Source organism: uncultured Candidatus Kuenenia sp. (assembly GCF_900696675.1).
Taxonomy (GTDB): domain Bacteria; phylum Planctomycetota; class Brocadiia; order Brocadiales; family Brocadiaceae; genus Kuenenia; species Kuenenia stuttgartiensis_A.
Genome location: NZ_CAADGZ010000051.1, coordinates 1 through 23,756 on the forward strand (window position 1 = coordinate 1; position 23,756 = coordinate 23,756).

At 42.2% G+C, this 23,756-nt stretch carries 20 protein-coding genes; 13 read left to right on the plus strand and 7 right to left on the minus strand.

The features are described 5' to 3' along the window. Positions 1 to 286: 286 nt before the first annotated feature. The 4 genes from alaS to gltX all read right to left on the minus strand — a co-directional run bounded on the left by alaS (position 287) and on the right by gltX (position 6,255). Positions 287 to 2,944 (minus strand): alanine--tRNA ligase, encoded by a 2,658-nt coding sequence (gene alaS, locus QZT26_RS09215; RefSeq protein WP_295101759.1) that lies wholly within the window; start codon positions 2,942 to 2,944, stop codon positions 287 to 289. A gap of 3 nt (positions 2,945 to 2,947) precedes the next feature. After that, complete coding sequence (recA, locus tag QZT26_RS09220; protein WP_099324457.1) at positions 2,948 to 4,042, minus strand: recombinase RecA; 1,095 nt, start codon at positions 4,040 to 4,042, stop codon at positions 2,948 to 2,950. A gap of 97 nt (positions 4,043 to 4,139) precedes the next feature. After that, on the minus strand, positions 4,140 to 4,703 hold the full coding sequence (thpR, locus tag QZT26_RS09225) for an RNA 2',3'-cyclic phosphodiesterase (protein ID WP_295101761.1): 564 nt from the start codon (positions 4,701 to 4,703) through the stop codon (positions 4,140 to 4,142). Positions 4,704 to 4,899: 196 nt separating this feature from the next. After that, positions 4,900 to 6,255 (minus strand): glutamate--tRNA ligase, encoded by a 1,356-nt coding sequence (gltX, locus tag QZT26_RS09230; protein ID WP_099326989.1) that lies wholly within the window; start codon positions 6,253 to 6,255, stop codon positions 4,900 to 4,902. A gap of 504 nt (positions 6,256 to 6,759) precedes the next feature. On the opposite strand from gltX, the gene QZT26_RS09235 reads away from it, so the two are divergent. The 6 genes from QZT26_RS09235 (at position 6,760) to QZT26_RS09260 (ending at position 13,227) form a co-directional block, all read left to right on the plus strand. Then, positions 6,760 to 7,845, plus strand: a complete 1,086-nt coding sequence (locus QZT26_RS09235; protein WP_099324455.1) for an ATP-binding protein — start codon at positions 6,760 to 6,762, stop codon at positions 7,843 to 7,845. Positions 7,846 to 7,863: 18 nt separating this feature from the next. Then, positions 7,864 to 9,210 (plus strand): sigma-54 dependent transcriptional regulator, encoded by a 1,347-nt coding sequence (locus tag QZT26_RS09240; protein ID WP_099324454.1) that lies wholly within the window; start codon positions 7,864 to 7,866, stop codon positions 9,208 to 9,210. Positions 9,211 to 9,483: 273 nt separating this feature from the next. Next, positions 9,484 to 9,891, plus strand: a complete 408-nt coding sequence (locus tag QZT26_RS09245; RefSeq protein WP_099324453.1) for a bacteriohemerythrin — start codon at positions 9,484 to 9,486, stop codon at positions 9,889 to 9,891. Between the two features lie 160 nt (positions 9,892 to 10,051). After that, the gene (locus tag QZT26_RS09250; protein WP_099324452.1) at positions 10,052 to 10,762 is read left to right on the plus strand and encodes an iron-containing redox enzyme family protein; all 711 of its coding nucleotides are present in this window, start codon (positions 10,052 to 10,054) and stop codon (positions 10,760 to 10,762) included. Between the two features lie 71 nt (positions 10,763 to 10,833). Continuing rightward, a complete protein-coding gene (locus QZT26_RS09255; protein WP_099324451.1) occupies positions 10,834 to 12,411 on the plus strand; it encodes an FMN-binding glutamate synthase family protein in 1,578 nt (525 codons plus the stop codon). Positions 12,412 to 12,714: 303 nt separating this feature from the next. Beyond that, a complete protein-coding gene (locus QZT26_RS09260; RefSeq protein WP_295101765.1) occupies positions 12,715 to 13,227 on the plus strand; it encodes a RidA family protein in 513 nt (170 codons plus the stop codon). A gap of 447 nt (positions 13,228 to 13,674) precedes the next feature. Here QZT26_RS09260 and gcvPB read toward each other — a convergent pair whose 3' ends face one another. The 3 genes from gcvPB to QZT26_RS09275 are packed head-to-tail and all read right to left on the minus strand — an operon-like array spanning position 13,675 to position 15,654. Then, positions 13,675 to 15,135 carry an aminomethyl-transferring glycine dehydrogenase subunit GcvPB gene (gene gcvPB / locus QZT26_RS09265; protein WP_099324449.1) on the minus strand — a complete coding sequence of 487 codons (1,461 nt, stop codon included), beginning with the start codon at positions 15,133 to 15,135 and terminating at the stop codon, positions 13,675 to 13,677. Positions 15,136 to 15,151: 16 nt separating this feature from the next. Then, the gene (locus tag QZT26_RS09270; RefSeq protein WP_164995708.1) at positions 15,152 to 15,376 is read right to left on the minus strand and encodes a DUF5615 family PIN-like protein; all 225 of its coding nucleotides are present in this window, start codon (positions 15,374 to 15,376) and stop codon (positions 15,152 to 15,154) included. A gap of 56 nt (positions 15,377 to 15,432) precedes the next feature. Beyond that, positions 15,433 to 15,654, minus strand: coding sequence for a DUF433 domain-containing protein (locus tag QZT26_RS09275; protein ID WP_197705359.1), 222 nt, complete (start codon positions 15,652 to 15,654; stop codon positions 15,433 to 15,435). 735 nt (positions 15,655 to 16,389) lie between these two features. Here QZT26_RS09275 and QZT26_RS09280 point away from each other — a divergent pair. The 7 genes from QZT26_RS09280 to QZT26_RS09310 all read left to right on the plus strand — a co-directional run. Next, positions 16,390 to 19,839: a pyruvate carboxylase gene (locus tag QZT26_RS09280; protein WP_295101769.1), complete on the plus strand. Its 3,450-nt coding sequence runs from the start codon at positions 16,390 to 16,392 to the stop codon at positions 19,837 to 19,839. 248 nt (positions 19,840 to 20,087) lie between these two features. Beyond that, positions 20,088 to 20,963: a restriction endonuclease gene (locus tag QZT26_RS09285; protein WP_099324446.1), complete on the plus strand. Its 876-nt coding sequence runs from the start codon at positions 20,088 to 20,090 to the stop codon at positions 20,961 to 20,963. 112 nt (positions 20,964 to 21,075) lie between these two features. Next, positions 21,076 to 21,549 (plus strand): type II toxin-antitoxin system VapC family toxin, encoded by a 474-nt coding sequence (locus tag QZT26_RS09290; RefSeq protein ID WP_099324445.1) that lies wholly within the window; start codon positions 21,076 to 21,078, stop codon positions 21,547 to 21,549. Positions 21,550 to 21,552: 3 nt separating this feature from the next. After that, complete coding sequence (locus QZT26_RS09295) at positions 21,553 to 21,726, plus strand: hypothetical protein (protein WP_164994572.1); 174 nt, start codon at positions 21,553 to 21,555, stop codon at positions 21,724 to 21,726. A 235-nt stretch (positions 21,727 to 21,961) separates the two neighbouring features. Next, the gene (gene cobO / locus QZT26_RS09300) at positions 21,962 to 22,489 is read left to right on the plus strand and encodes a cob(I)yrinic acid a,c-diamide adenosyltransferase (protein WP_099324444.1); all 528 of its coding nucleotides are present in this window, start codon (positions 21,962 to 21,964) and stop codon (positions 22,487 to 22,489) included. Between the two features lie 75 nt (positions 22,490 to 22,564). Next, positions 22,565 to 23,293 (plus strand): FAD-dependent thymidylate synthase, encoded by a 729-nt coding sequence (thyX, locus tag QZT26_RS09305; protein ID WP_295101789.1) that lies wholly within the window; start codon positions 22,565 to 22,567, stop codon positions 23,291 to 23,293. 215 nt (positions 23,294 to 23,508) lie between these two features. Further along, positions 23,509 to 23,756: hypothetical protein (locus tag QZT26_RS09310; RefSeq protein ID WP_295101791.1), on the plus strand; the 248-nt coding region annotated here is incomplete at its 3' end.

Consider the following 23,756-nt stretch of genomic DNA (forward strand, 5'->3'; position numbering starts at 1 on the left):
TAGAAGCAGGATTATACACATTATTTTTTAAATTAACAATACTATTTATAGGCATCCAGACTCAACACCGGCAAAATTTTACCGTTTGGGTAAGAACGTATTTATGCCAGCTATAGCAAATACTTCGCCCCTATTTTTTCAGAAAACCAAAATGTTACCTTATATTAAACGCAAGTCTCTGAGGTACAAAATTATATGTGCAAAAAGGACAAATTGCAAAAAAATTAAGGCAACAATATGGTTTTTTTAAAAATCTCAATAAAATTAAAGGTCGCTATCTTTTGACTTAAGAAACCTTCTGCAGGATTTCTTTGCTGAACAACATTTCGGCAAAATCAAGCGCTTCGTCTAATTTACCAACCACCTGTCCGCCCGCTTGCGCCATCTCCGGTCTTCCACCGCCACCGCCGCCGACTATTTTTGCGACCTCTTTTGAGATACTCCCCGCATGCAAACCACGAGAAGCCAGGCCTGTGCTTAAAGAAATAATTACTATTACACGCCCATTCAGAACACTTCCTAATGCTACCGCGGTTTCCTTTTCTGATTTCATCAGCATGTCCGCCGTTCTTCTCATATCATCCGCCGATGCATTATCTATTCTCTTTGTTATAATGTTAACGCCTGAAACTTCTTTTGCAGTCACGGAAAGCGAATCAATTTTCTCCAATAATTCTTTTTGCTTTTGTTTGTGAAGTTCTTTGTGGAGTTTTTTTACTTCATTCAGGAGTTCCTGTGTTTTTGAAGAAAGATCTTCCTCACACGCATTCAATATGCCGCACAATTCCTGAACAATCTCCTCCTTCTCCCGGTCCCTGGTTAATGCCGAAATGCCTGTGATCGCCTCTATACGACGTATTCCCGCAGCGACAGAGGATTCCCCGACGATTCTGAAGGGTCCTATTTCTCCGGTATTGTTTATGTGCGTACCGCCGCAAAGTTCCTTGCTAAAATCTCCGATGGAAACCATTCTGACCCGTTCCTCGTATTTTTCTCCAAAAAGGGCTACGGCGCCGGCATTTCTTGCTTCCTGAAGCGTTTGTTCTTTCACCGACACGAGCGCATTTTCCATTATTTTTTCGTTTACCAGATCCTCGATACGGTTAATTTCCTCCTTCGTCAAAGAGGAAAAGTGATGAAAGTCAAAGCGTAGACGGTCCGGGGACACCATTGAACCCGCCTGTTCCGCATGTCTGCCAATGACATTCCGCAATACCCAATGAAGCACGTGCGTCGCCGTATGATTTCTTTTTATTAAACCCCTCCTGTGCGTATCTATTCGCGCATCAATCATATCGCCTGTCCTCACTATGCCTTTTGTTATCTTTCCGATATGAATGATAAAGGAATCGTTCTTTTTTGTATCCGTTATACAAATATGACTCCCCTCCGATTCAAGGATTCCCGTGTCTCCAATTTGTCCGCCGGACTCACCATAAAAGGGCGTCTGATCCAAAACTATCGATACCTCGCTTCCGGCTTCAGCCTTTTCGATAAGGTAGTCGCCCTGAACAATAGCAATGATCCTCGCCCTGCATGAATCCTTTTCGTACCCTAAGAATGTTGTGCCTTTTGATATCTCTTTAATCTTGCCCAAAAAACCGGCGTCAAATACCTGGCCGGTCATAGAGGATGACGACCTTGCCTGCATCCGCTGGCGTTTCAATTCCACTTCAACACCGGCGCTATCCATGGAAAAACCGTGTTCCCTGAGAATTAATTCGGTCATGTCCAAAGGGAAGCCATATGTATCATATAATTTAAAAGCCTCTTTTCCGGGAAGCTCCTTTATTTTATTCTTTTGCATTGTATCCATTAACTCTTTTAACCGTACCGTTCCCAGTTCCAGAGTTTCGAGGAATTTTTCTTCTTCGCTTTTTATGATCCTTGCGATATTCTCCCTGCGTTGTTTAATATCCGGATAATAATCCTGCATCAGATCGCTGATAATTGGCACGAGCTTGTATAAAAAACATTCTTTTAAGCCAAGTTGTGCGCCATCACGTATAGCCCTCCTCAGTAAACGCCTTTCCACATATCCCCGCCCTTCATTCCCTGGCAAAACGCCATCGGCAATGCAAAAAATAGAGGCCTTTACATGGTCGGCTATCCGGCGCATACATACGGCGTTTTCTTTTTTATCATGATACCGCAGGTGTGTAATATCTTCTATCGATTTAATTACAGGGGCAAAAATATCTATATCGAAGTTTGTCGGCACTCCCTGCATGACACGTGCCATTCTCTCCAGTCCCATGCCTGTATCTACATTTTTATTGGGCAATGGTTCCAGCCTGCCATCTTCTTTTCGGTCAAATTGCGTAAATACCAGATTCCAGATTTCGACAAAGCGGTCGCAATCGCAGGCAGGTTCACATTCTTCCCGACCACAACCAACGCCTGCTCCCTGGTCGTAAAATATTTCAGAGCAGGGGCCGCAAGGTCCGTTAGGGCCTTGCGCAGGGGCATTTGCAGGCCAAAAATTGTCATTTTCGCCGTAGGAATAGATTTTTGATTTGAGAATGCGGATATGTTTTTCCCATATTTCGTATGATTCGGGGTCATCTTTATACACACTGACAAAAAGTTTTTCTTCCGGTAACCTTAATTCCTGCACCAGGAACTCCCACGCCCATGCAATGGTTTCTCTTTTAAAATAATCGCCAAAGGAAAAATTGCCCAGCATTTCAAAAAAAGTGTGGTGCGAAGCCGTTCTGCCGACATTTTCCAAATCCCCCGTTCGAAGGCATTTTTGGCATGTTGTCGCCCTTTTTATATTTAATCTTCCCTTACCAAGGAACATATCTTTGAACTGATTCATCCCTGCACCCGTAAAAAGAAGCGTAGCGTCTCCCTGCGGGACAAGCGAATCTCCCGGCCAGATTACATGGGATTTCTTTTCGAAGAATGTTAAAAATTTATTGCGAATTTCACCTGTATTCATACGTTAATTACTTTTCGCTCTCTTCGAAGGTGTGCTTTTTTCCGTACTTTCAGGGGGGGAGTCGGGAGGCTTTTGAGATGCCGCAGAAGGCAGTACTATTTTCAGGATTGATTGTTCAATCTCTTTCATCATTTCAGGATGTTCCGTGAGGAATTGCCTGGAATTCTCTCTGCCCTGCCCCAGCCGGGTTTCTCTATATGAATACCACGTTCCCGATTTTTCAATAATATTATGTTCAGCGCCAAGGTCAAGGATGTCTCCTGCCCGCGATATGCCTGTGTTGTAAAGGATGTCAAACTCCGCTCTTTTAAAAGGCGCTGCAACCTTATTTTTTGCAATAGTGGCGCGGACTCTGCTTCCGATTATTGCATCACCGTCTTTTATACTTCCAATCCTCCGAATATCAATACGCACCGACGCATAAAATTTTAATGCCCTGCCTCCAGGCGTGGTTTCCGGGTTTCCTCCATACATAACGCCAATCTTTTCACGAATCTGATTGATAAAAATTACGCTTGTTCTTGATTTTGAAATGCACGCGGTGAGCTTGCGTAATGCCTGCGACATCAACCTTGCCTGTAATCCTATATGTGTATCTCCCATTTCTCCTTCAATTTCAGCGCGTGGCACAAGGGCCGCTACCGAGTCAATCACTATTACGTCAACCGCATTGCTCCTTACGAGCAGTTCGGCTATCTCCAGCGCTTGTTCTCCGGTGTCTGGCTGATTGACCATTAAGTCATTCAAATTTACACCCAATCTTTTTGCATATTCGGAGTCCAGCGCATGTTCAGCATCGATAAATGCAGCTACCCCGCCACCCCTCTGCGCATTTGCGATAATTTGAAGCGTTAGGGTGGTTTTGCCAGAAGATTCCTGCCCGAATATTTCAATGACTCTTCCACGCGGAATTCCCCCCACGCCAAGCGCAACATCTAATGATAACGCACCAGTAGAAATTACGGGAACATCCAGTTTCGTATCGCCCCCTAATTTCATTATCGTCCCTTTTCCAAACTGTTTATCGATATGCGAAATTGCTCTCTCCAATGCTTGCTGCCGTTTTTCTTTATCAGGTATTTCTGTATTAGTAGTCATATTTGTAAGAGAAAGATAAAGTTATCGTTTATAAAAATAATATGATTTGCATGCGCTAAATAAAAACCCTTTTTTTGATAGTAATATTATAATGAAGTTACGCAAAACAAATATTACTTATCCTTGTGTATATCGGCCCCTCCCGAGTGAGATTGCTCTTCATTAACACCAGATGATCAATGCTTTCTTGCCCAAAGGTAAATTCTTTGTATGAATGTACACACTCCATAAGTTTCTTTATATTTTTGTGTGTTTTAACCCGCCCGACAGTAATATGCGCCTCAAATGTATGTTCATCGTATGGTACTCCAAGCGCGGTTAAGTACCTGTTTAATCTTTCATAAATTGAAGCCAGGGCGCCGCTTGAATCCACAGCTCCGGCAAAGATTACACGCGGATATTTACCAGCGGGAAAAGTACCGGCGCCACTATAGCGAATATCAAATGGTTTTATCTCAATGACAGATTGATGAATAACGTCAACAATCCCGCAAATCTTCTCTTCATCCGTATTGCCAATAAATTTTAGTGTAATATGAAGATTTTCAGGCGCCACCCATTTTACATCAGCAGAAGCCTTTTTAAGGTCATTTTGAAAATGTAATACTTTTTCCCGGACAGCATCTGTAATCTCAATCGCAATAAAAAGCCTTACGCCCATTCAAAATTGCCCTGAAAAAGAATAACGCCCCCCAACCTGGACAAGACACCATGAAATAAAAAATACGAAATCCGACGCACGAAATACGAAACAAATCCTAATGACAAAATGATTTGAAATGCAAAACAAGCGCGGCTTTCGTACTTTGATTACCGTAGTAGAGACAGGTTTTAAACCTGTCTCTACAGTATGTTTGTTACAACCCAACGGCATTCGTGATGCCGTCCATGTTTTTAATGGTGTTTTCAAGCCTTTTAAGTGTGGTTTCTTTTCCAAGGAGTTCCATTGTTTCAAAGATACCAGCGCTGGCGCTTCTGCCTGTTATTGCAACTCTTATAGGTTGGGCGATTTTGGAAAAACCAATACCCGCTTTTGCGGTTAAATCTCTCAAACACCCTTCCAACCCTTGTCTGTCAAAACTGTTCAGGAGAGAAATCGCTGAATAAACCTCCTTTAATATCTCAGAAATTCCTTCTCTTTTAAGGAATTTATCTGTTGCTGCCGGATCATATTCAACGGAATCCGTAAAGAAAAACCTCGTTTGATCAACCAATTCCTGGAGATTTTTAAACCGTTCATGGTACAATTCTATCAATCTTGACAGCCGATTTATTGAGATTCCCGTGGTATCGATATCCGATTTTTCAAAAAACAACCTGGCAGCAGCGGTAAGTTCTTCAATGGAGGTGTTTTTGATATACTGGCCACTCATCCAATTTAATTTAGTATTGTCGAATTGCGCACTGGTTTTGTTCACGCGCTTTAAGGAAAATTTTTCAATCATTTCCCTCATCGATAGTATTTCCTGGTCGTTTCCCGGAGACCACCCCAGCAAAGCAAGAAAGTTTACAAGCGCCTGAGGCAAATACCCTTTGTCTCTGTATTCAGTGACAGACGTTGCCCCGTGGCGTTTGCTCAACCTGGAACCATCTTCACCTAAGATCATTGGAATGTGTGCATATTCAGGCAACCGTACTTCCATGGCGTTATACAGTGCTATTTGTTTTGGTGTATTTGAGATATGATCATCACCGCGAATCACATGGGTAATTTTCATATCAGCATCATCCACTACGCAAGCGAAGTTATAGCTGGGAAAACCGTCTGCCTTAAGAATAACAAAGTCTTCAATAACAGCAGCATCAAATGTTATTGCGCCGTGAACAAGGTCATTGAGTATGATAACATTATCTTGCATCTTAAACCGAATTGCAGTGCGCCCTTCCGCATCGGTGTCATAATATGCATTTCCCTGCGCTACCAGTTGTTCGGCATATCGTTTATATATCGGCAATCGTTGGCTTTGAAAATATGGCCCTTCATCCCAATCCAAACCAAGCCATTTCATACTCTCTAAAATAGCCTGCGTTGCTTCTTTCGTAGAACGCTGCTGATCGGTATCTTCAATCCGCAGGAGAAATACACCGTTATTATGTCTTGCAAATAACCAGTTAAAAAGAGCCGTCCTTGCGCCGCCAATATGTAAATAACCGGTCGGACTGGGTGCAAACCGGACTCTTACTCCTGATATTACATCATCATTTTTATTCATTGAATCTAACATGGACAAACCAGAACCAAGCACTCACAAATTACGAAAGGGAAACCACATATCACACAGATTAAAAAATCCGTCATAAACTTACAAATGAATAATTCGTTTCGGATTTCACCATTAAATATTTTGCAAAAAGCACGCACTGACGAATGGAAGTGTGCAAAGAAATAAGCGATAAGGTACTATGACGTAATTACGCCTGGGCAAGAAAAAGCTGGTTTTAGGGCAGGGTTGTTGTAATGTTAGTACGTTAAACTGCTGCCGGTTTCCCTTCTTTACGCTCCGTCAGTATCTGGCAGTGAATATCTCAGGTGAAATACATAATTGAAAATATGATACCGAATTATGAATAATAGTGTCAAGCGTTTTATTAACCGGCAAAATGAGGCGATAAAGATTATCGCAATTATTTCTGGTTGAATATGATATGTTATTTTATATTTACTTTTTTAGAAATTGTGATACCCTTAAAAACGTAAATTTTTGGGAGGTTTTAGTGTGGAAAATTACATTTTAAGCCAGGCATTAGATCACACCAGCCGGGGGATAATGATCCAGGATGCACATCGCCGGGTTGTTTTTTTTAATCATGCCTGCGAAAAAATTACGAAAAGAACCAAAGATGAAGTTGTCGGAAAGGATTGTGGTGCTATTTTTAAGTGCCATACTTCAACGGGGTTATGTATAACGGATAAGTGTTGTCCCGGTACAGAAATCCTGAATGGCCGTCTTTCTCAGGGTTCGCGGGAACTTTTGATTAACAGGGGCGATAACAGCGAATCATGGATAAGGGTAAATGTTTCCCCTATTAAGGATAAAGAAGGAAGGGTTACACACATCATTTCTGTCATAGAAGATGTTAGCGAAGCAAAAAGATTTTCCGACGAGGTACTCAAATCAAAAACACTATCTTCCCTTGGAACGCTCGCCTCTGAATTGGCGCATGAGATAAAAAACCCCCTCAATGCCATGAATCTTCAATTGTTATTGCTAAAACACGAAATCAACGATAGTTACGACAATGGCAATTCCCCAAAAAATGAATTGTTGAAAATTGTGACAATTGTTCAAAATGAAATCAACCGTCTCAGCAGTTTTGTGGAGGAATGTCTGCAGTTTGCAAAAACAGGCAAGTTAAGCAGAAGCTATGCAAGCATTCGCGAAATGCTCACGGATATAATTGCCTTACTTACTCCACAGGCGCAACTCAATGGCATTCAATTGAAATTAGACGTAATGGAAAATATTCCGGCTCCGTATATTGACAAAGATAAGATAAAACAGGCGATATTAAATATTCTTATCAACAGCATTGAAGCAATGCCGGACGGCGGGGAATTACATGTAAGTGCCAGCGGTGTAAAAGACGAAATCGTTATTGCCTGTCAGGATACGGGACCAGGCATACCGGAAGAATTCAGGGAAAAGATATTTGATTTATTCTATACTACCAAGGATGGCGGCACCGGCATAGGCCTTTCTTCCGCGCAAAATATCATACAGAATCATGGCGGAATGATACGGATGGCGACATCTGACGTTGGCAGTACATTTTTTATTACTATTCCTGTTAATCAGGATTAAAAAAGGGTTCATTACCTCATGACAAAACCAAAGCTGTTAGTGGTTGAAGACGATAAAAATACCCTCGACGGATTGATACAGATTTTGAGAAGAGACGGATATACCGCTGTAGGTGTCTCTTCCGGCTATGACGCCTTAAATCAACTCTCAAGGGAAAGCTTTGATATTGTTATAACAGACATGAAGCTTCCCGGTATGGGAGGGCTGTTATTGCTCCAGGAAATAAAGAAAAAAAACTCATCTATTGCCATTGTCGTTGTAACGGCGTACAGTTCTATCAAATCGGCGGTAAACGCGGTGAAACATGGAGCTGATGAATATTTAGCAAAGCCGGTAGACGTGGAAGAACTTGAATTGGTTTTGGAAAAACTTCGGGAGAAACAACAACTCGTAATCCAAAACCGGCTGTTAAAGGAAGAGCTGAAAGATAAGTATACATTTTCCGAGCTGGTGGGCGGCTCTCCGCAAATGCATCGGATTTTTAAAATGATTGAAGACGTTGCCCCCAGTACGGCATCTGTTCTTATTATGGGAGAGACGGGAACGGGAAAGGAACTTGTAGCACACGCCATACATTACAGGAGCGAAAGGGCCGGAAAACCATTCGTGGCATTGCATTGCGCCGCACTATCTGAAGGAATACTCGAGAGTGAATTATTCGGACACGAAAAGGGTGCCTTTACGGGGGCGATACAATCACGAAAGGGACGGTTTGAACTGGCAGACGGCGGAACCCTTTTTCTGGACGAATTAGCAGAAATGAGTCTGAAAGTTCAGGTCAAATTATTGCGCGTACTGGAAAAAGGAGAATTTGAACGTGTTGGGGGTGAAAAGACCATAAAAGTGGATGTGAGGTGTATCGCCGCAACAAACCGGAACCTTGAAGAAGAAGTCTCCGAAGGTAGATTCCGGGAGGATTTATTTTACCGCCTAAACGTTATCAACATTCAAATGCCCCCCCTGAGAGAAAGAAAAGACGACATTCCCATTCTTTCAAATTATTTTGCCGTTAAATATGCAAAAAAATACAAGAAAGAGATAAAAGGTTTCGACCCGGAGGCCATAAAAGCGCTCCTTTCCCACCATTGGCAGGGCAATATCAGGGAACTGCAAAATACCATAGAACGGGCTATTGTATTGTGTAAAAGCGATACCATTTCCGTTGATCATTTGCCGGAGAGCATTATGCCGGACAATGAATATATCCCGGTAATTAAAATACCCATAGGCACTACCTTAAAAGAAGCCGAAAAAGAGATCATCCAAAGAACCCTCCAAATAACTAATGGCAGCAAACAATCCGCTGCAAAAATATTGGGTATATCTACACGAAAAATCGAATACAAAACCAAAGAATGGTGCTGAATGCGAAAAAAATTCGTACGCTTTGCCAGCATATAGCCAATATACGAAAATTTTTCGGAAAAATCTGCTAACAACCCCTCTCAAAAACTTATCCATCCTGTAACAAAAATATCATCATTGTTATAACTCTCATCATATCAAATATTTATTTCAAAATAACAGACAGGCATTTTTTTCAGGCACAACGATTGCTCACTGAGTTCTACAGTCTACGTAATATCCAAAAAGTCGTTGGGTTTTTAAAGAGGAAATATTATTTATGGAGATGGAATTATGCCGTTAATGACCTGGAAAGATGAGTATAGTGTAAAAATTGCTGAGTTTGATGGACATCATAAGCAGCTAATAGGAATGATTAACGATCTGGATGATGCTATGAGGCAGGGGAAGGGGAAGATCGTTGTTGGTGATATTTTAAAAAAATTGATAAATTACACAGGTTTCCATTTTGCCGCAGAAGAGAAGATATTTAAGCAACATGATTATCCGGAATATGTTGAGCACAAGGACAAACACGACAAGATGACTGCAAAGGTATTAGCGCTTCAAAATGATTACAATGCGGGAAAAGTAAGCTTAACCGTAGAGGTATCAAAATTCCTTACCGATTGGCTGAATAAACATATTAAGGAAACGGATCAGAGGTATAGCGAACATCTGAACAGTAAAGGTATAAAATAAGAGCGGATTATTTTAAGAAATTTAATGCTTTCTTAATTCCTGTATGAAGCAGAAAGGAGGTGTATTGATTAATTCAGTGCAGTATATTGTTAGTGATTCTTTGTTTGAATTTTAAGATATTTTGATAAATCTACATACTTTTTAGGAGGAGTTAATAATTATGGCTATGTCAACTGACGAATTTTTTGACAAACTGGAAGCAGAAGTTTTAAAACATCCGGCGGTTAACGACCACCCATATTTGCAAAAATTCAGAACAAAAGCAGATATGAAGGCAGTAAAATTATATGCGGAACAATACTATTGTTTTTCAAGGCATTTTTCACGGTATTTGGCGGGTGCAATTGCTATTTGTCCCGACGAAGCTGGCAGGGCGCCGTTAATTAAGAATTTATTTGAAGAGTACGGCGGCAGAAGTGAAGAGAAAAAAGGCATGGATGCAGAACTTACCCACCCTGCAATCTTCCGCAGATTCCTGAAAGCAGCCGGAGTTAATACCGACCAGCAGGCATTGAACAATATAGTAATGCTGCCTGAGACAAAATTGTTTGTGGAAAAATACCTGAACATTCATTATATGGATTATGTTGAAGCCTTGGGGGCATTGGGGCCAGGAACTGAGTATATTGTGCCTACCATGTATCAGCCGATTCGTGAAGGCTGTAAACGCGCCGGTTTAAATGATGATGCAGTACTCTTCTTTTCTGCCCATATAGAATTAGACGTTGAGCATGCCGCAAACATCAGAAACTCTCTGGTATTTTGCTCTAAAACGGAAGAGGAGCAGAGAAAAATAAGGAAGGGCGCTCTTGATTTCCTTGACGCAAGAACGGTATTGTGGGACGGATTAGAGAAGGCAACCAGATTTTAATCAAAAAATCTGCTGGTGCGCTATAACTATTCCAACAGTTAATTTGTTAACAACAAGGAAAGGAGTATATTATGGGATCCTTGTTTATCCCGAACAAATCAAGGGCCACAGGCACGTGGACCCGTTTAGGCGATGAGGTATTGCCCCAGAGCGGTATGTGCGTTACGTGCCTGGATGGCTGCCCCGGATACTGCGAAATTGGCAAATCCGCCTATAGGGGGCCTGAAGCGATTTATCCTGTGCCGTTTGGCGAAATTACCGCAGGGGCACAAAAGGATTTCCCCGTTGATTTTTCTCATTTTAATATAACAGGCTCAATCACGGGACATCACCAAAAGGAATATGACCTGTTTACCAACGCCTGTATTGAAACAAAAATGGGGAGGGACGGTGGACTAAAATTGCGTATCCCCATAATTTGTACGGGCCTTGGTTCAACGAAAATAGCCCAAACCCACTTTGAGTCTTTAGGCTCCGGCGCAGCTATCTGTGGTACAGGCATTGTCCTCGGTGAAAATGTGGCTGCGATGGATGATGATTCAACCATAACGGACGGCAATGTTACAAACAGCCCGGAATTAGTGCGGCGTTTCAAATCGTTTAAAGATAATCAAAAGGATGGGTATGGATTTATTGCAATTCAGGCAAACCAGGAAGACTGGCGCCTTGGGGTATTGCCCTACTCCCTTGAGAAATTAGGGGCGGACGCCGTCGAATTGAAATGGGGACAGGGCGCCAAAAATATCGGCGGCGAGGTAAAGTTAACCTCCATTGAAAAGGCCATCCGGTTAAAAAAACTTGGGTATGTAGTCATTCCCGACCCGGAAGATGCACTTACGCAGCAGGCATTTAAAAACGGGACGATTAAGGGTTTTGAAAGACATACACGGATCTGCGCAATACCGGACGCCATGTCGCGGGCATTTGACGGATTCATGAATAACGTCCAGCATTTAAGAGATGCCGGCGCCAAATATGTCTTTTTAAAGACAGGGTCTTACCGGCCTTCCGATCTTGCCCGCGCCATTAAATTTGCTTCCTGGGCGAGGATAGATGTCCTGACAATCGATGGTTCCGGCGGCGGAACGGGCATGAGTCCCTGGCGTATGATGAATGAATGGGGACTGCCAACGGTGTATATCGCCGCATTAACGTATGAATATTGCAAAAGGCTTGCGGACCGTGGCGAATATGTCCCTGATATAGTCCTTGCAGGGGGTCTCGTCTCGGAAGACCATATTTATAAATCTTTTGCCCTCTTATCGCCATTTATTAAGGCAGTAGGGATGTCACGGTCTACCATTTGCGCCGCCATGGTTGGCAATACCATCGGCAAGGCGGTGGCAGAAGGGAAAGTGCCAAAACCTGTTTCGGAATATGGTTCTTCCACCGATCAAATCTTCTATTACTCACAAAAGGTAAAGGATCGGTTTGGCAATATTCCCACAGGCGCCATTGGCATGTATTCTTATTATCAGCGCCTGGCAACTGGATTGAGGCAACTGATGGCCGGTTCCCGGAGATGGTCGGTTAACGATATAACGAGGGATGATATTTTTACATTAACGAGAGAAGCTACAGATATCACCGGCATTACCTATATCATGGATTATGACAAAGAACAAGCAGAGAGGGTTCTGGATGCATGACGTTACCATTTGTTGCATCATAACGCAGCAAAGCCGCAATCAAAATGCAGAGACGCACAGCCGTGCGTCTCTGCTTTAACGGTGTAATTTATATACCGGTAGTTATACGGGCAATCCTCCATACCCGTATATCTACCGGTTAATATTGCCGGGCAACTTGTTCGTTATTCATTACACGGTTAAATCAATCCGTAATTTTAACTTAACGCTTATGGGGTTTAACCCCTGGCAGTATGAAAATATGCTCATTCTTCTGGTATTGAATTATATTTTGTTTTGTCTTTTAACGAAAAGAGGGGAAAAATGGCAAATTTAACTTTAGCTGATTTAGATGCATTACCCATTGACAAAGCCTTGCAGTTGTCTTTTAAAGAAAGAGACACATTATTAGACCTTATACTAAGGGATTCTCTGAAAAACGTCGGGAAGCAACCTGAACGGCAAGTAGGGTTGATGAGCGATTACTTTGAAGAGGACATGGTCAGACTTACAAAAATCCGGGCAATTAAAATACGCTGCGGTGGTTTTATACCTGTTGATGCGTCGGGTGAAGTGCCTGGTCTGGTTCCAAAAGAACAATTTAAACTGGTTTTTTCAAACCTGAAAACCGCATTGGAAGCCATGGGCTCAAAGCCAGATAGAATAGTAAATTTAATTATTTTCCTTAAAAATATGGATTACTGGGGAGAGATGAACGCCGTGTATAAGGAATTTGTCAAATCATGTCCAACCCGTGCAGCAATTGGCATACAAGACCTGAACAAGACGTATCAAATTGAACTGGTAAATGTTATTGCCTACAAGGTGGCAAAATAGTCTTCATTGGTAACTATTCAGCGTAAACAATACACGGCTCTGATCTCCGGTAGTTTAATAAATTACGCTGAATAGTTACTAAAGAAGAGGCATTAAAAACAATTAACCTATCTGAAAGACAATCCAAAGCACAATTCATTACAAATACAAAAACCTGAATACGAAAGAACCCTGTCAGGGTTAATATAACATGCTTGCAAAGACTATGTTGTTTCGTTTGGTGTTTCAAACGTTTATGGTGGATTAAGGTGCGGCTTTTTCGCACCGAATCCACCAAACAGTCATCATGTTTCATTTGCAACACACAGAAACTATGAAAATGGTTTTATAACCATATAATATTGCGGTACATGTACTTGAGCTATTTTTTGTAGTCTTATTTTCGAGCCAGCCAGTTTTGATGCAAAACCCAGGCCGCCGAATCCTTCGTAAATCTCACATTAAAGCCTACCCGGTACCTTTCCACCTTAATTTTGGATTTCTGGCGGCAATTACTTCGTCAGGGCGTCCGATTCTCGTTTTTTGCGGTGCATTACGCACGGTTTCCGGCGCTTGTGCAATTGCGCCGGCAATTTCAATCATTGCGCCTGCAAACGCATCCAGTGTTTCCCGTGACTCAGTTTCTGTCGGTTCCACCATTAAAGCCTCTTCCACGATTAGTGGGAAATAAATCGTAGGGGCATGAAAACCGTAATCCAATAATTTTTTGGCAATATCCAAAGCGGAAACGCCCTGTGCCTTTTGTTTTTTTGCGGATATGACAAATTCATGCATGCAGGTCTTTCCATACGGTATTTCGTAATATTCTGAAAGGATGTTTCTCAGGTAATTGGCGTTTAAGACGGCGTTTTCCCCCGTTTTTATTATCCCCTCCTTTCCTAACGACAACAGGTACGTATATGCCCGAATCATTATACCCACATGACCATAAAAAGCCCTGACCCTTCCTATTGAGTCCGGGAAATCATACGTTAATGCATATGAATCATCCTCATTTTTTACTGTTCGTGGTATAGGGAGGAATACCTCTAATGCCCTTGAAACCCCTATCGGACCCGCCCCAGGCCCGCCTCCTCCATGAGGGGTAGAAAATGTCTTGTGCAGATTAAGGTGTAAAATATCTACCCCCATGTCTCCCGGACGTGCTATGCCCAGAAGCGCATTCATGTTGGCGCCGTCACAATAAACCAGCGCTCCGGCATCGTGGGCGATTTTACTTATTTCAAGTATATCTTTTTCAAAAAGACCTAGGGTGTTGGGGTTGGTAACCATGAGAGCCGCTGTATCATTTGACAGCATTTGTTTCAATTTTTTAACATCGATAAGTCCGTTGGCGTCTGATTGGACGGATGCTATACGGTAGCCGCAAAGGGCAGCGGAGGCAGGATTTGTTCCATGGGCAGAATCGGGCACAATAATGGTATTTCTGATTTCCCGCTGCTTCTTCATATATGCCTGAATTATCAGCATACCTGTTAATTCACCATGGGCGCCCGCCGCAGGTTGTAATGTGAAACAAGGCATACCTGATATATCTGCAAGCATCTGTTCCAGATCGTAGAGTATTTTTAAAATACCCTGACATTGTTCTTGCGGTTGATAAGGATGTAGCCTTGTAAAACCTTCCAGGTTTGCGGCATCTTCATTAATCTTCGGATTGTATTTCATGGTACATGAACCCAGCGGATAAAAATGCGTGTCAACGCAATAGTTCATTTGGGAAAGTTTTGTAAAGTGCCGCACTATGTCAATTTCCGATACTTCGGGAAAGTTGGGGTTCCGGCTCCTTTGCATTTTTTGAGGAATTAACTGTGTTATTGGGCTTTCCGGCACATCGCAGGCGGGCAGGCTAAAACATCTTCTGTTGGGAACAGATTTTTCAAAGATAAGCGGCTCTGGGGTATTCATAATGTGTGTATAGTGGTTAAGGTTGATTCGTATTGTTAAAAGTGTTACCAGGATGATTTCTTACTTGTAGAGAGATAATGCCTTTGTAGTTTGCGGGAGGGTAATTTACTATATCTGTAAAATCCCCATCCAAAGAAATCAAAATAGAATCGAGTTCCTGCGCTATTGAAATTACAGTTTGGTCAACCGCATCCGGAGAAGCATAATCCCTTAATCTAAACACTTCGAAACCAGCATCCAGAAGTGTTTAGATTATAAAATTGAAAACACAGTGATCCTCAAGGAATCTCAACGCCATCAAACGGCTACCTCATATTCAGAAAGCTCGCGGGCATAATCCAGACAAGCTGCTATTTGTTCCTTAGTAATACCAGGAAATTCCGCCATAATTTTTTCAAGAGGTTCGCCAGCAGCCAAATACCCAAGGATAAGGCTAACCGGTATTCTGGTTCCTTTAATTCTGGGTTTTCCCCTAAGCACATCCGATGTACTTACAATGTGGTTCCTCCAATCCACCATTATTTCTCATCCTGTATTAATTTTTATAGGGTAAAATTATGCGTGCATTATAGACAACGCAATTCCATTGTCAATATTTAAAAAGTGTTACGAGAACTCTTTCATGACCCGGAGTTTTGTCTTGCGCTATTGCTTTTGCTGTGTGAACATTATTATTATATTTTGAACTCAAAACTATACACAAACTACTATCATGGCCAAAAAGAACCCCCCCTTCTGAAACAATCATTGATACGTACACATTTCCTACAAGTGAAATACATGCCATAAATAGTACTGGACGATGTCGCATTCCTTTTGATGGAGGGGAATCAACCAAAAGAGCTAACTTAAAATTACGGATTAATTTAACCGTGTAATGAAATTTACAGATTCGCGTTTGTTGGCGTTCATTGGCGGTTCCTTTATTAACCGAGAATAGACGTAAATAGACGCTAATGAATAACGCATTACGAAGCTTTCTTATCCTCCTTTTGTTTCGCGGTTTTTACGCTTGTTACAAAAACTGCAAAATCTACGTAGGGGCGTAGGGCAAAATAAATTGATTATTAATAAAAATAGTGTTTATTTTATGATTAAAAATACTATGATGAAAAACGAAGAGTAGTAGGGAAGGAAGCATCCGGTATAGTATTTACCTTTATAAAACAAATGGAAAATGGGCAGATATGAAAGCCGCTATTGCCTAAAAACAATCATATAAAACGATCATGCTTGTCAGTAGAGGGATTTTTAATGGAAATCAGAAGATTTAAAAAGCTACTCGTTGCCAACCGTAGTGAAATAGCAATACGTGTTTTTCGTGCAGCGCACGAATTGGGCATAAGGACTGTAGCAATATATTCCCATGAAGATCGTTTCGCACTTCATCGGTTTAAAGCAGACGAAGCATATCAGACAGGTACAGGCAAAGATCCCGTTAAAGCGTATCTGGATATAGAAGGAATCATTCAACTTGCCAAAGACAAGGGGATAGGCGCCATACACCCGGGTTACGGGTTTCTCTCTGAAAATGCTGGCTTTGCCCGCGCATGCGAAAAAGCTGGCATTGTCTTTATAGGCCCACGTTCGGAAATACTTGAGCTGCTTGGCAACAAGATATCCGCCAGGCAGATAGCCGGCCAGGCTCAGGTCCCAATACTTTCCGGAAATAAATACCCTATCAGGCACCCGAATGAAGCCAAGGCCTTTTGCCGTGAAGTGGGATACCCGGTTATCATTAAGGCTGCCAATGGAGGCGGCGGACGGGGAATGCGTATCGTTCTGGGCGAATCTGAATTGGTAGGCCGCCTTAACGAAGCGCAGCGCGAATCAATGACGGCCTTTGGCTCCGATGAATGCTTCATTGAAAAATACATCGAAAAGGCGCGTCATATTGAGGTGCAAATACTGGGAGACAAACATAAAAATATTGTACACCTCTATGAACGAGACTGTACCCTTCAAAGGCGCCATCAGAAAGTTGTAGAGATAGCCCCGGCACAGCATCTTGATGCGTCCGTCAGGCAAGACATCTGTAACGCGGCGGTAAAAATATGTAAATCGGTAAATTATGATAATGCCGGCACGGTGGAATTCCTTCTCGATACGGAAAAAAACACATTTTATTTTATTGAAATCAACCCAAGAATACAGGTTGAACACACCGTTACGGAAACAATAACCGATATCGACATTGTCAAAAGACAGATATTGATCAGCAAAGGGTTTCCCCTTGATTCACCTGAAATCCGGATACCAAACCAGGAATCAATCCAAACCAGGGGGGTCGCCATTCAAAGCCGGATCACCACAGAAGATCCTTCCAATGCGTTTATTCCTGATTACGGACGTATTCAGCATTACCGTTCTGCCGGCGGTATGGGCATTCGCCTTGATGCAGGAACCGCCTTTTCCGGAGCCATTGTCACCCCCTATTACGATTCTCTGCTCGTGAAGGTTACAGCGTCCGGAATTTGTTTTGAGGATGCAGTTAACCGCATGGACAGGGCTTTGGATGAATTCCGGATTCGCGGCGTAAAAACTAATATTCCGTTCCTCATCAATCTTATAAATCACAAAGATTTCCTGAAAGGAAAGTGCACTACACGTTTTATTGACGAGAACAAAGACCTTTTCCGTTTTTCCCGGCGCAGGGACCGTGCTACGCTTATTATGCGTTTTTTAGGAGACGTCCTTGTCAACGGCCATCCACTTATCAAAGAACTTCCGAAATCCGTATGTCGCCGCAAAGCGCCGGTACCCACAGTTGACCATAAAGAATCAAGGCCGAAAGGCGCCCGTGATATGCTGTTTGAAATGGGACCGGCAAAATTTGTTCAGCATATTCGCAATGAAAAACGACTGTTATTGACAGATACTACATTTCGTGATGCACACCAGTCACTGCTTGCAACCCGCATGAGAACTATCGATATGTTGAAAATTGCTGAGGTATACTCAAGGAACCATGCCGATTTCTTTTCAATTGAAGTGTGGGGCGGAGCAACCTTTGATACTGCGATGAGGTTTCTTACGGAGTGTCCCTGGGATCGTTTGCGCTCCATGCGCAAACTTGTGCCCAACATACTCTTTCAAATGCTGCTCAGGGCTTCCAATGGCGTGGGATATACAAATTATCCCGATAATGTTGTCAATGCATTTATCAGACAGGCGGCTGAAAGCGGAATAGACGTGTTTCGTGTTTTCGACTCTCTTAACTGGGCTGAGAATATGAAGGTGGCGATGGATGCTGTTCTGGAAACCGGCGCCTTATGCGAGGCGGCGATATGTTATACCGGTGATATACTTGACCCGAAACGCACGAAATATACCCTTGACTATTATGTGAAAATGGCAAAAGAACTGGAAGAACTGGGAGCGCATATGCTGTCAATAAAAGATATGGCAGGACTACTGAAGCCCTACGCTGCTTATGAGCTTGTTTGCGCTTTGAAGTCGGCAGTAAACATTCCGGTACATTTGCATACGCACGACACTTCCGGCGGACAGATTGCCACCCTTATAAAAGCAGCAGAGGCTGGAGTAGATATTGTGGATGCGGCTATGGGACCCCTTTCCGGATTAACATCTCAACCCAATTTGAATACACTGGTAGAGATGCTGCGGTTTCACGAACGCAGCACCGGCATGGACTTTAAAGCACTCGGACTGCTCTCGGATTACTGGGAAGTGGTCAGGGAATACTATGCGCCATTTGAATCCATCCAAAAGGCATGTACCGCAGAGGTGTTCCATCATGAAATTCCTGGGGGACAGTTTACCAATCTTTTCCAACAGGCGCACTCAATGGGATTGGCGCACCGGTGGCGCGAAATTACGGATGTTTACGCAGAGGTGAATCAGCTTTTTGGCGATATTGTAAAAGTAACCCCCTCTTCAAAAGTGGTCGGGGATATGACGCTTTTTCTGGTCACGAATAATATGAAGGCAAAGGATATTCTCGACAACGAAAAAGATATTTCATTTCCGACCTCTGTTGTTGAATTTTTTGAGGGACGCCTTGGCCAGCCCACGGGAGGTTTTCCTAAAGAAGTACAGTACAAAATATTGCGTGGAGCGCCTGCTTATACGGAAAGGCCGGGCGCTAATCTTCCACCTGTGAACCTTGAAGAGGTGAAAGAAAAAGTAGAGTCCTGTATCTTCAGGAATATCTCCAACGAAGAGCTTATGTCTTATTTAATGTATCCGGAAGTCTTCTTTCAATATGCAGAACACAGAAAGAAATATGATGATGTATCTGTCATTCCTACGAATGTGTTCTTCTACGGCATGCCCATGCATGAAGAAATCTATATTGAAATCGAAGAAGGGAAAACCCTGATTTTCAAACTGGTAGCAATAAGTACGGTAAATGAGGAGGGGAATTGCACGGTATTCTTCGAAATGAACGGCCAGCCGCGTGAAGTTGTTATTGCAAATCGTAAAATTGCCGCTTCAATCATCAGACATCCCCAAATAGAGGAGGGGAATAGCAAGCATGTCGGAGCGCCTATGCCAGGCATGATTGTTAAAGTAAAAGTATCAGCAGGTGATAAAGTTGCCAAAAATGATCCGCTCCTGATTATGGAGGCGATGAAAATGGAAGCAACCATTTATGCAGAGCACGATGGCGAGATTAGTAAGGTGCTGGTGAAACCAAGAGACAATGTAGAGGCCAGGGATCTGCTTTTTGTTTACAAGTGATGAGACAGGAGGCAATACACAAGGAAGCAGCCCATTTAGTACCTTATTAGTCATTAGTCATTGGTCAATTATAAGCTTGTATGGAAATATTACAGGAAATCAAACTGTTATCTAATATTGAAAAACTGAAAAGTCGTGCTGCAAGCACTTAGCAGTAATGTATACAAATAAAAATATATCTCATAATTGCCGTAAATTAATATGATATTTGGGAAGTCTAATATAAAGTTAGCAGTCAGAAAACAACAATGACGCGTAAATCAAATGCCGAGTTTGTAAAGTGGTTTGGACCACTTCTTGACGCGCTCCGTGACCTTGGAGATTCCGGTAGGCCGCGAGAAGTTTCGGACCGTATAGCCAAGAATCTTAACCTCACAGACGAGGTGCTGGACGAAACATTGAAGTCCGGTGACAGCAGGTTTCACAATCAGGTTGCCTGGGCGAGGCAGTATCTGGTCTGGGAGGGAATGCTCAAATCGTCCAAGCACGGCACATGGACGCTCACGGAAAAGGGTCGTACAGCACACATTTCTGATGCTCAGGCAGCCGAAATATTCAAGAAATGGGTCGCGATCCACGCCGAGAACAGGAAACAAAAAGCGGCGGAGCAGGGTGAAGCAACGGAAGAGGAAGCACCCACCCCGGACACACCGCAAGCAGATCAGAAAATGAGCCTGATCGCTATTCTGCGCTCATTGAGCCCGCTCGGCTTCGAGAAGGTGTCTCAGGAACTCCTGCGTGAATCAGGATTTGAAAATGTCGAGATCACGGGAGGTTCAGCCGATGGCGGCATAGATGGCTTCGGCACACTGGAGATCAATCCGTTCGTAAGTTTCAAAGTATTGTTTCAGTGCAAGCGATACGCGGATGGCAACTTGGTTGGTCGTTCACAAGTGGGCGACTTTAGAAATGCCATGATCGGAAGAGCCGAGAAAGGAATCATCATTACAACATCTTCATTTACCAACGCGGCAGTAGTTGAAGCCAATCGAGAGGGTGCGCCAAAAGTTGAACTTGTTGATGGTGCAAAATTGGTCGAAATGTTTCAGCGCGTTGAGCTTGGAGTTAAAAAGCGGACAGTTTATGACGTCGATCTAAGCTATTTTGAGAGGTTTAGAGATTGACTGCTAACAATGCGTTGCAGGTGACGTCTGTCCCGCTGCTCGTGCCAGCCGCACCTGAACGCAGACGTTAGCTGTTTAAGAATATAGTTGATAATAATAGTATAATTTAACCATGAATCAGAAACTGTACATAGAGACAAGTATTATAAGCTATCTAACCTCTAAACCGAGTCGTGATATTATTATAGCCGCTCATCAACAAATTACATACGATTGGTGGTCTACTCATCGAGATGAATTTGATTTATTCACTTCACAATTTGTAATCGATGAAGCCGAAGCAGGCGACCCCGATGCAGCACAAAAAAGATTATTGGAATTAAATAAAATAGCTTTACTTGATATCACAAATGATATTATTGGTTTATCAGAAGCTTTAATGGATAAGAAATGCTTACCTCCTAAAGCCGTGGTAGATTCTTTACATATTTCTATAGCATCAATCCATAATATGAATTATTTATTAACCTGGAATTGTAAACATATAGCAAATGCGAAAATGCGACCATTAATTGAGAAAGTAATATTTGATAATGGTTATATCGCTCCGATAATCTGTACTCCAGAAGAATTATTAGGAGAATAAAAAATGTATAATGATCCAATAATAGAAGAGATTCATAAGTATCGTGAAAAACACGCCGCCAAATTTAATTACGATATTAAGAAAATTGTAGATTATTATAGAAAGCGACAAAACGAAAGCTCAAAAAAAATTGTAAGTTTCATTAAAAAAGCTGATGAAATCCACACAGAAAACTAATAATATCTTTTTGGTAACTATTCAGCGTAAACGATACACGGCTCGTTCCCAAAACCTTGTACTGAACGTAGTGAAGTATCTGTTTGAGAACGAGTTGCGCTCTGCACCCCCGGTAGTTTGATAAATTACGCTGAATAGCTACGCCTAAGTTCTTGTCGTCTGTTTCTACTCTACTGGTTCCTCTTTTGTATTTTACGTTTATTTGATTCTGGCTTGTCCCGCTTTAGGATAATATATGGAAAATGGGCTTATACTTATACATACCGGAAATGGAAAAGGGAAAACTACCGCGGCATTAGGGCTTTGCTTTCGTGCTATTGGACAGGGGATGAAAGCGCTTATGCTTTCATTTATCAAAAGTTCTCAAAAAACCGGCGAGATGAGGGCTGCTAAATTATTGGAACCTGATTTTAAGATGGTTCTCATGGGGCAGGGATTTATTAAAACGCAAAAAGGACATTTTTCCGAAGAAACTATCAAAAATGTCAAAGAATCCTGGGAATATGCGAAAAAGGAGATTTTCTCAGATGAATACGATCTCATTGTTCTTGACGAAATTAACCATTTGATTGATTATGGATTGCTGGATGTCGAAGACGTTATTGGGGTGATACAAAATAAACCCAGGCGATTGAATCTTGTCCTTACAGGACGGAATGCCAAAAGTCAATTGATCGATATTGCGGATTTAGTGACTGAGATGAAAGAAATAAAGCACCACTATAAAAATGGAATAAAGGCACGTAAAGGGATAGAATTTTAGCGGGGTGAAGTCTCAAACCGAAAAGGGATACAGATTTTTAATGTTTATTTTTTCATCTTGTTATATTATGAAAACATGTCTGAATCAAAACTAAATGTACTATTATTACGATACACACAAGACCCTGAACATATCGTGGCGCAAGCCGCCAAACTGTGTTATAGCCCCTCCTCTGTTGCTGAATTAAAGGAACAGATTGACAGCAAGGATCAGTCCGTTTTTATTGAAAAATTAACGGAAATGGGGCATCTCTCGCCCATAGAACACGTCAGTTTTACCTTTGGTATAGAGGGCATTTCCCGCGCCTGTTCACATCAGCTTGTTCGGCATCGTTTGGCTTCTTATTCCCAGCAAAGCCAGCGTTATGTAGGAAAGTACAGTAAGAAAACCGTTGGTTTTGATTTTGTTATCCCCCCCATGATTGAAAAAGCCGGGAAAAAACAGTGGTTCATTGAAAAAATGAATTGTATTCAGGAATGGTATGATGAACTGATAGAGGCGCTGGGCGATAGTGGAGAAAGCACATTTGAAGACGCCAGATTTTTACTGCCTAATGCCGCGGAGACAAAGATTATCATTACCATGAACGCCCGCGAATTATTGCATTTCTTTCGTGTACGTTGCTGTAATCGCGCACAATGGGAAATCAGGGCTATGACAATTGAAATGCTGCGGCTCGCGAAAAAGGTCGCCCCAAATATTTTGAAAGATGCAGGCCCTGGTTGCGTAAACAATGCATGCCCGGAAGGAAAAATGACGTGCGGGAAGATGGATGAAGTGAGAAATATGTTTAGAAATATATGATACTGCAGATTGCCTCTTTTTTTCTATTTTTTTGTAAGTTTTTCTTCGTGTCCTTTGCGTTCAATATTCTTTGTACTACTATCCATCAACTTCTTGTTTTTTATGCTGGTTTTTTTTAAATGCATAACCGTCCTTCGGAGTGAAAGATAAAGCCAGAGTGAAAATCTCACTTTCACTTTATCTCTCACTCCGAAGGGTTGTTTCGTATTTCTAATTTGGTTGCAACTAAAGGACTCGCCAGGTTTTCCGTGGTTAAAGAGCGTGTTATTTGCGAGGTTGCTTCGGAAAAAGCCCTAGCAATGACAAACTGGGGACTCGCAATGACAAAAGCGTGTCACCTAAATCCTGCAAACGATTTTCGCAATGCGAAAATCAGTATTTTCCACTACCAAGATTGGCAAAAAGCGATAACAGATATCCGTTTTTTAGCAATTGTGGTAGCGCTATTGTACTACTTTAAACA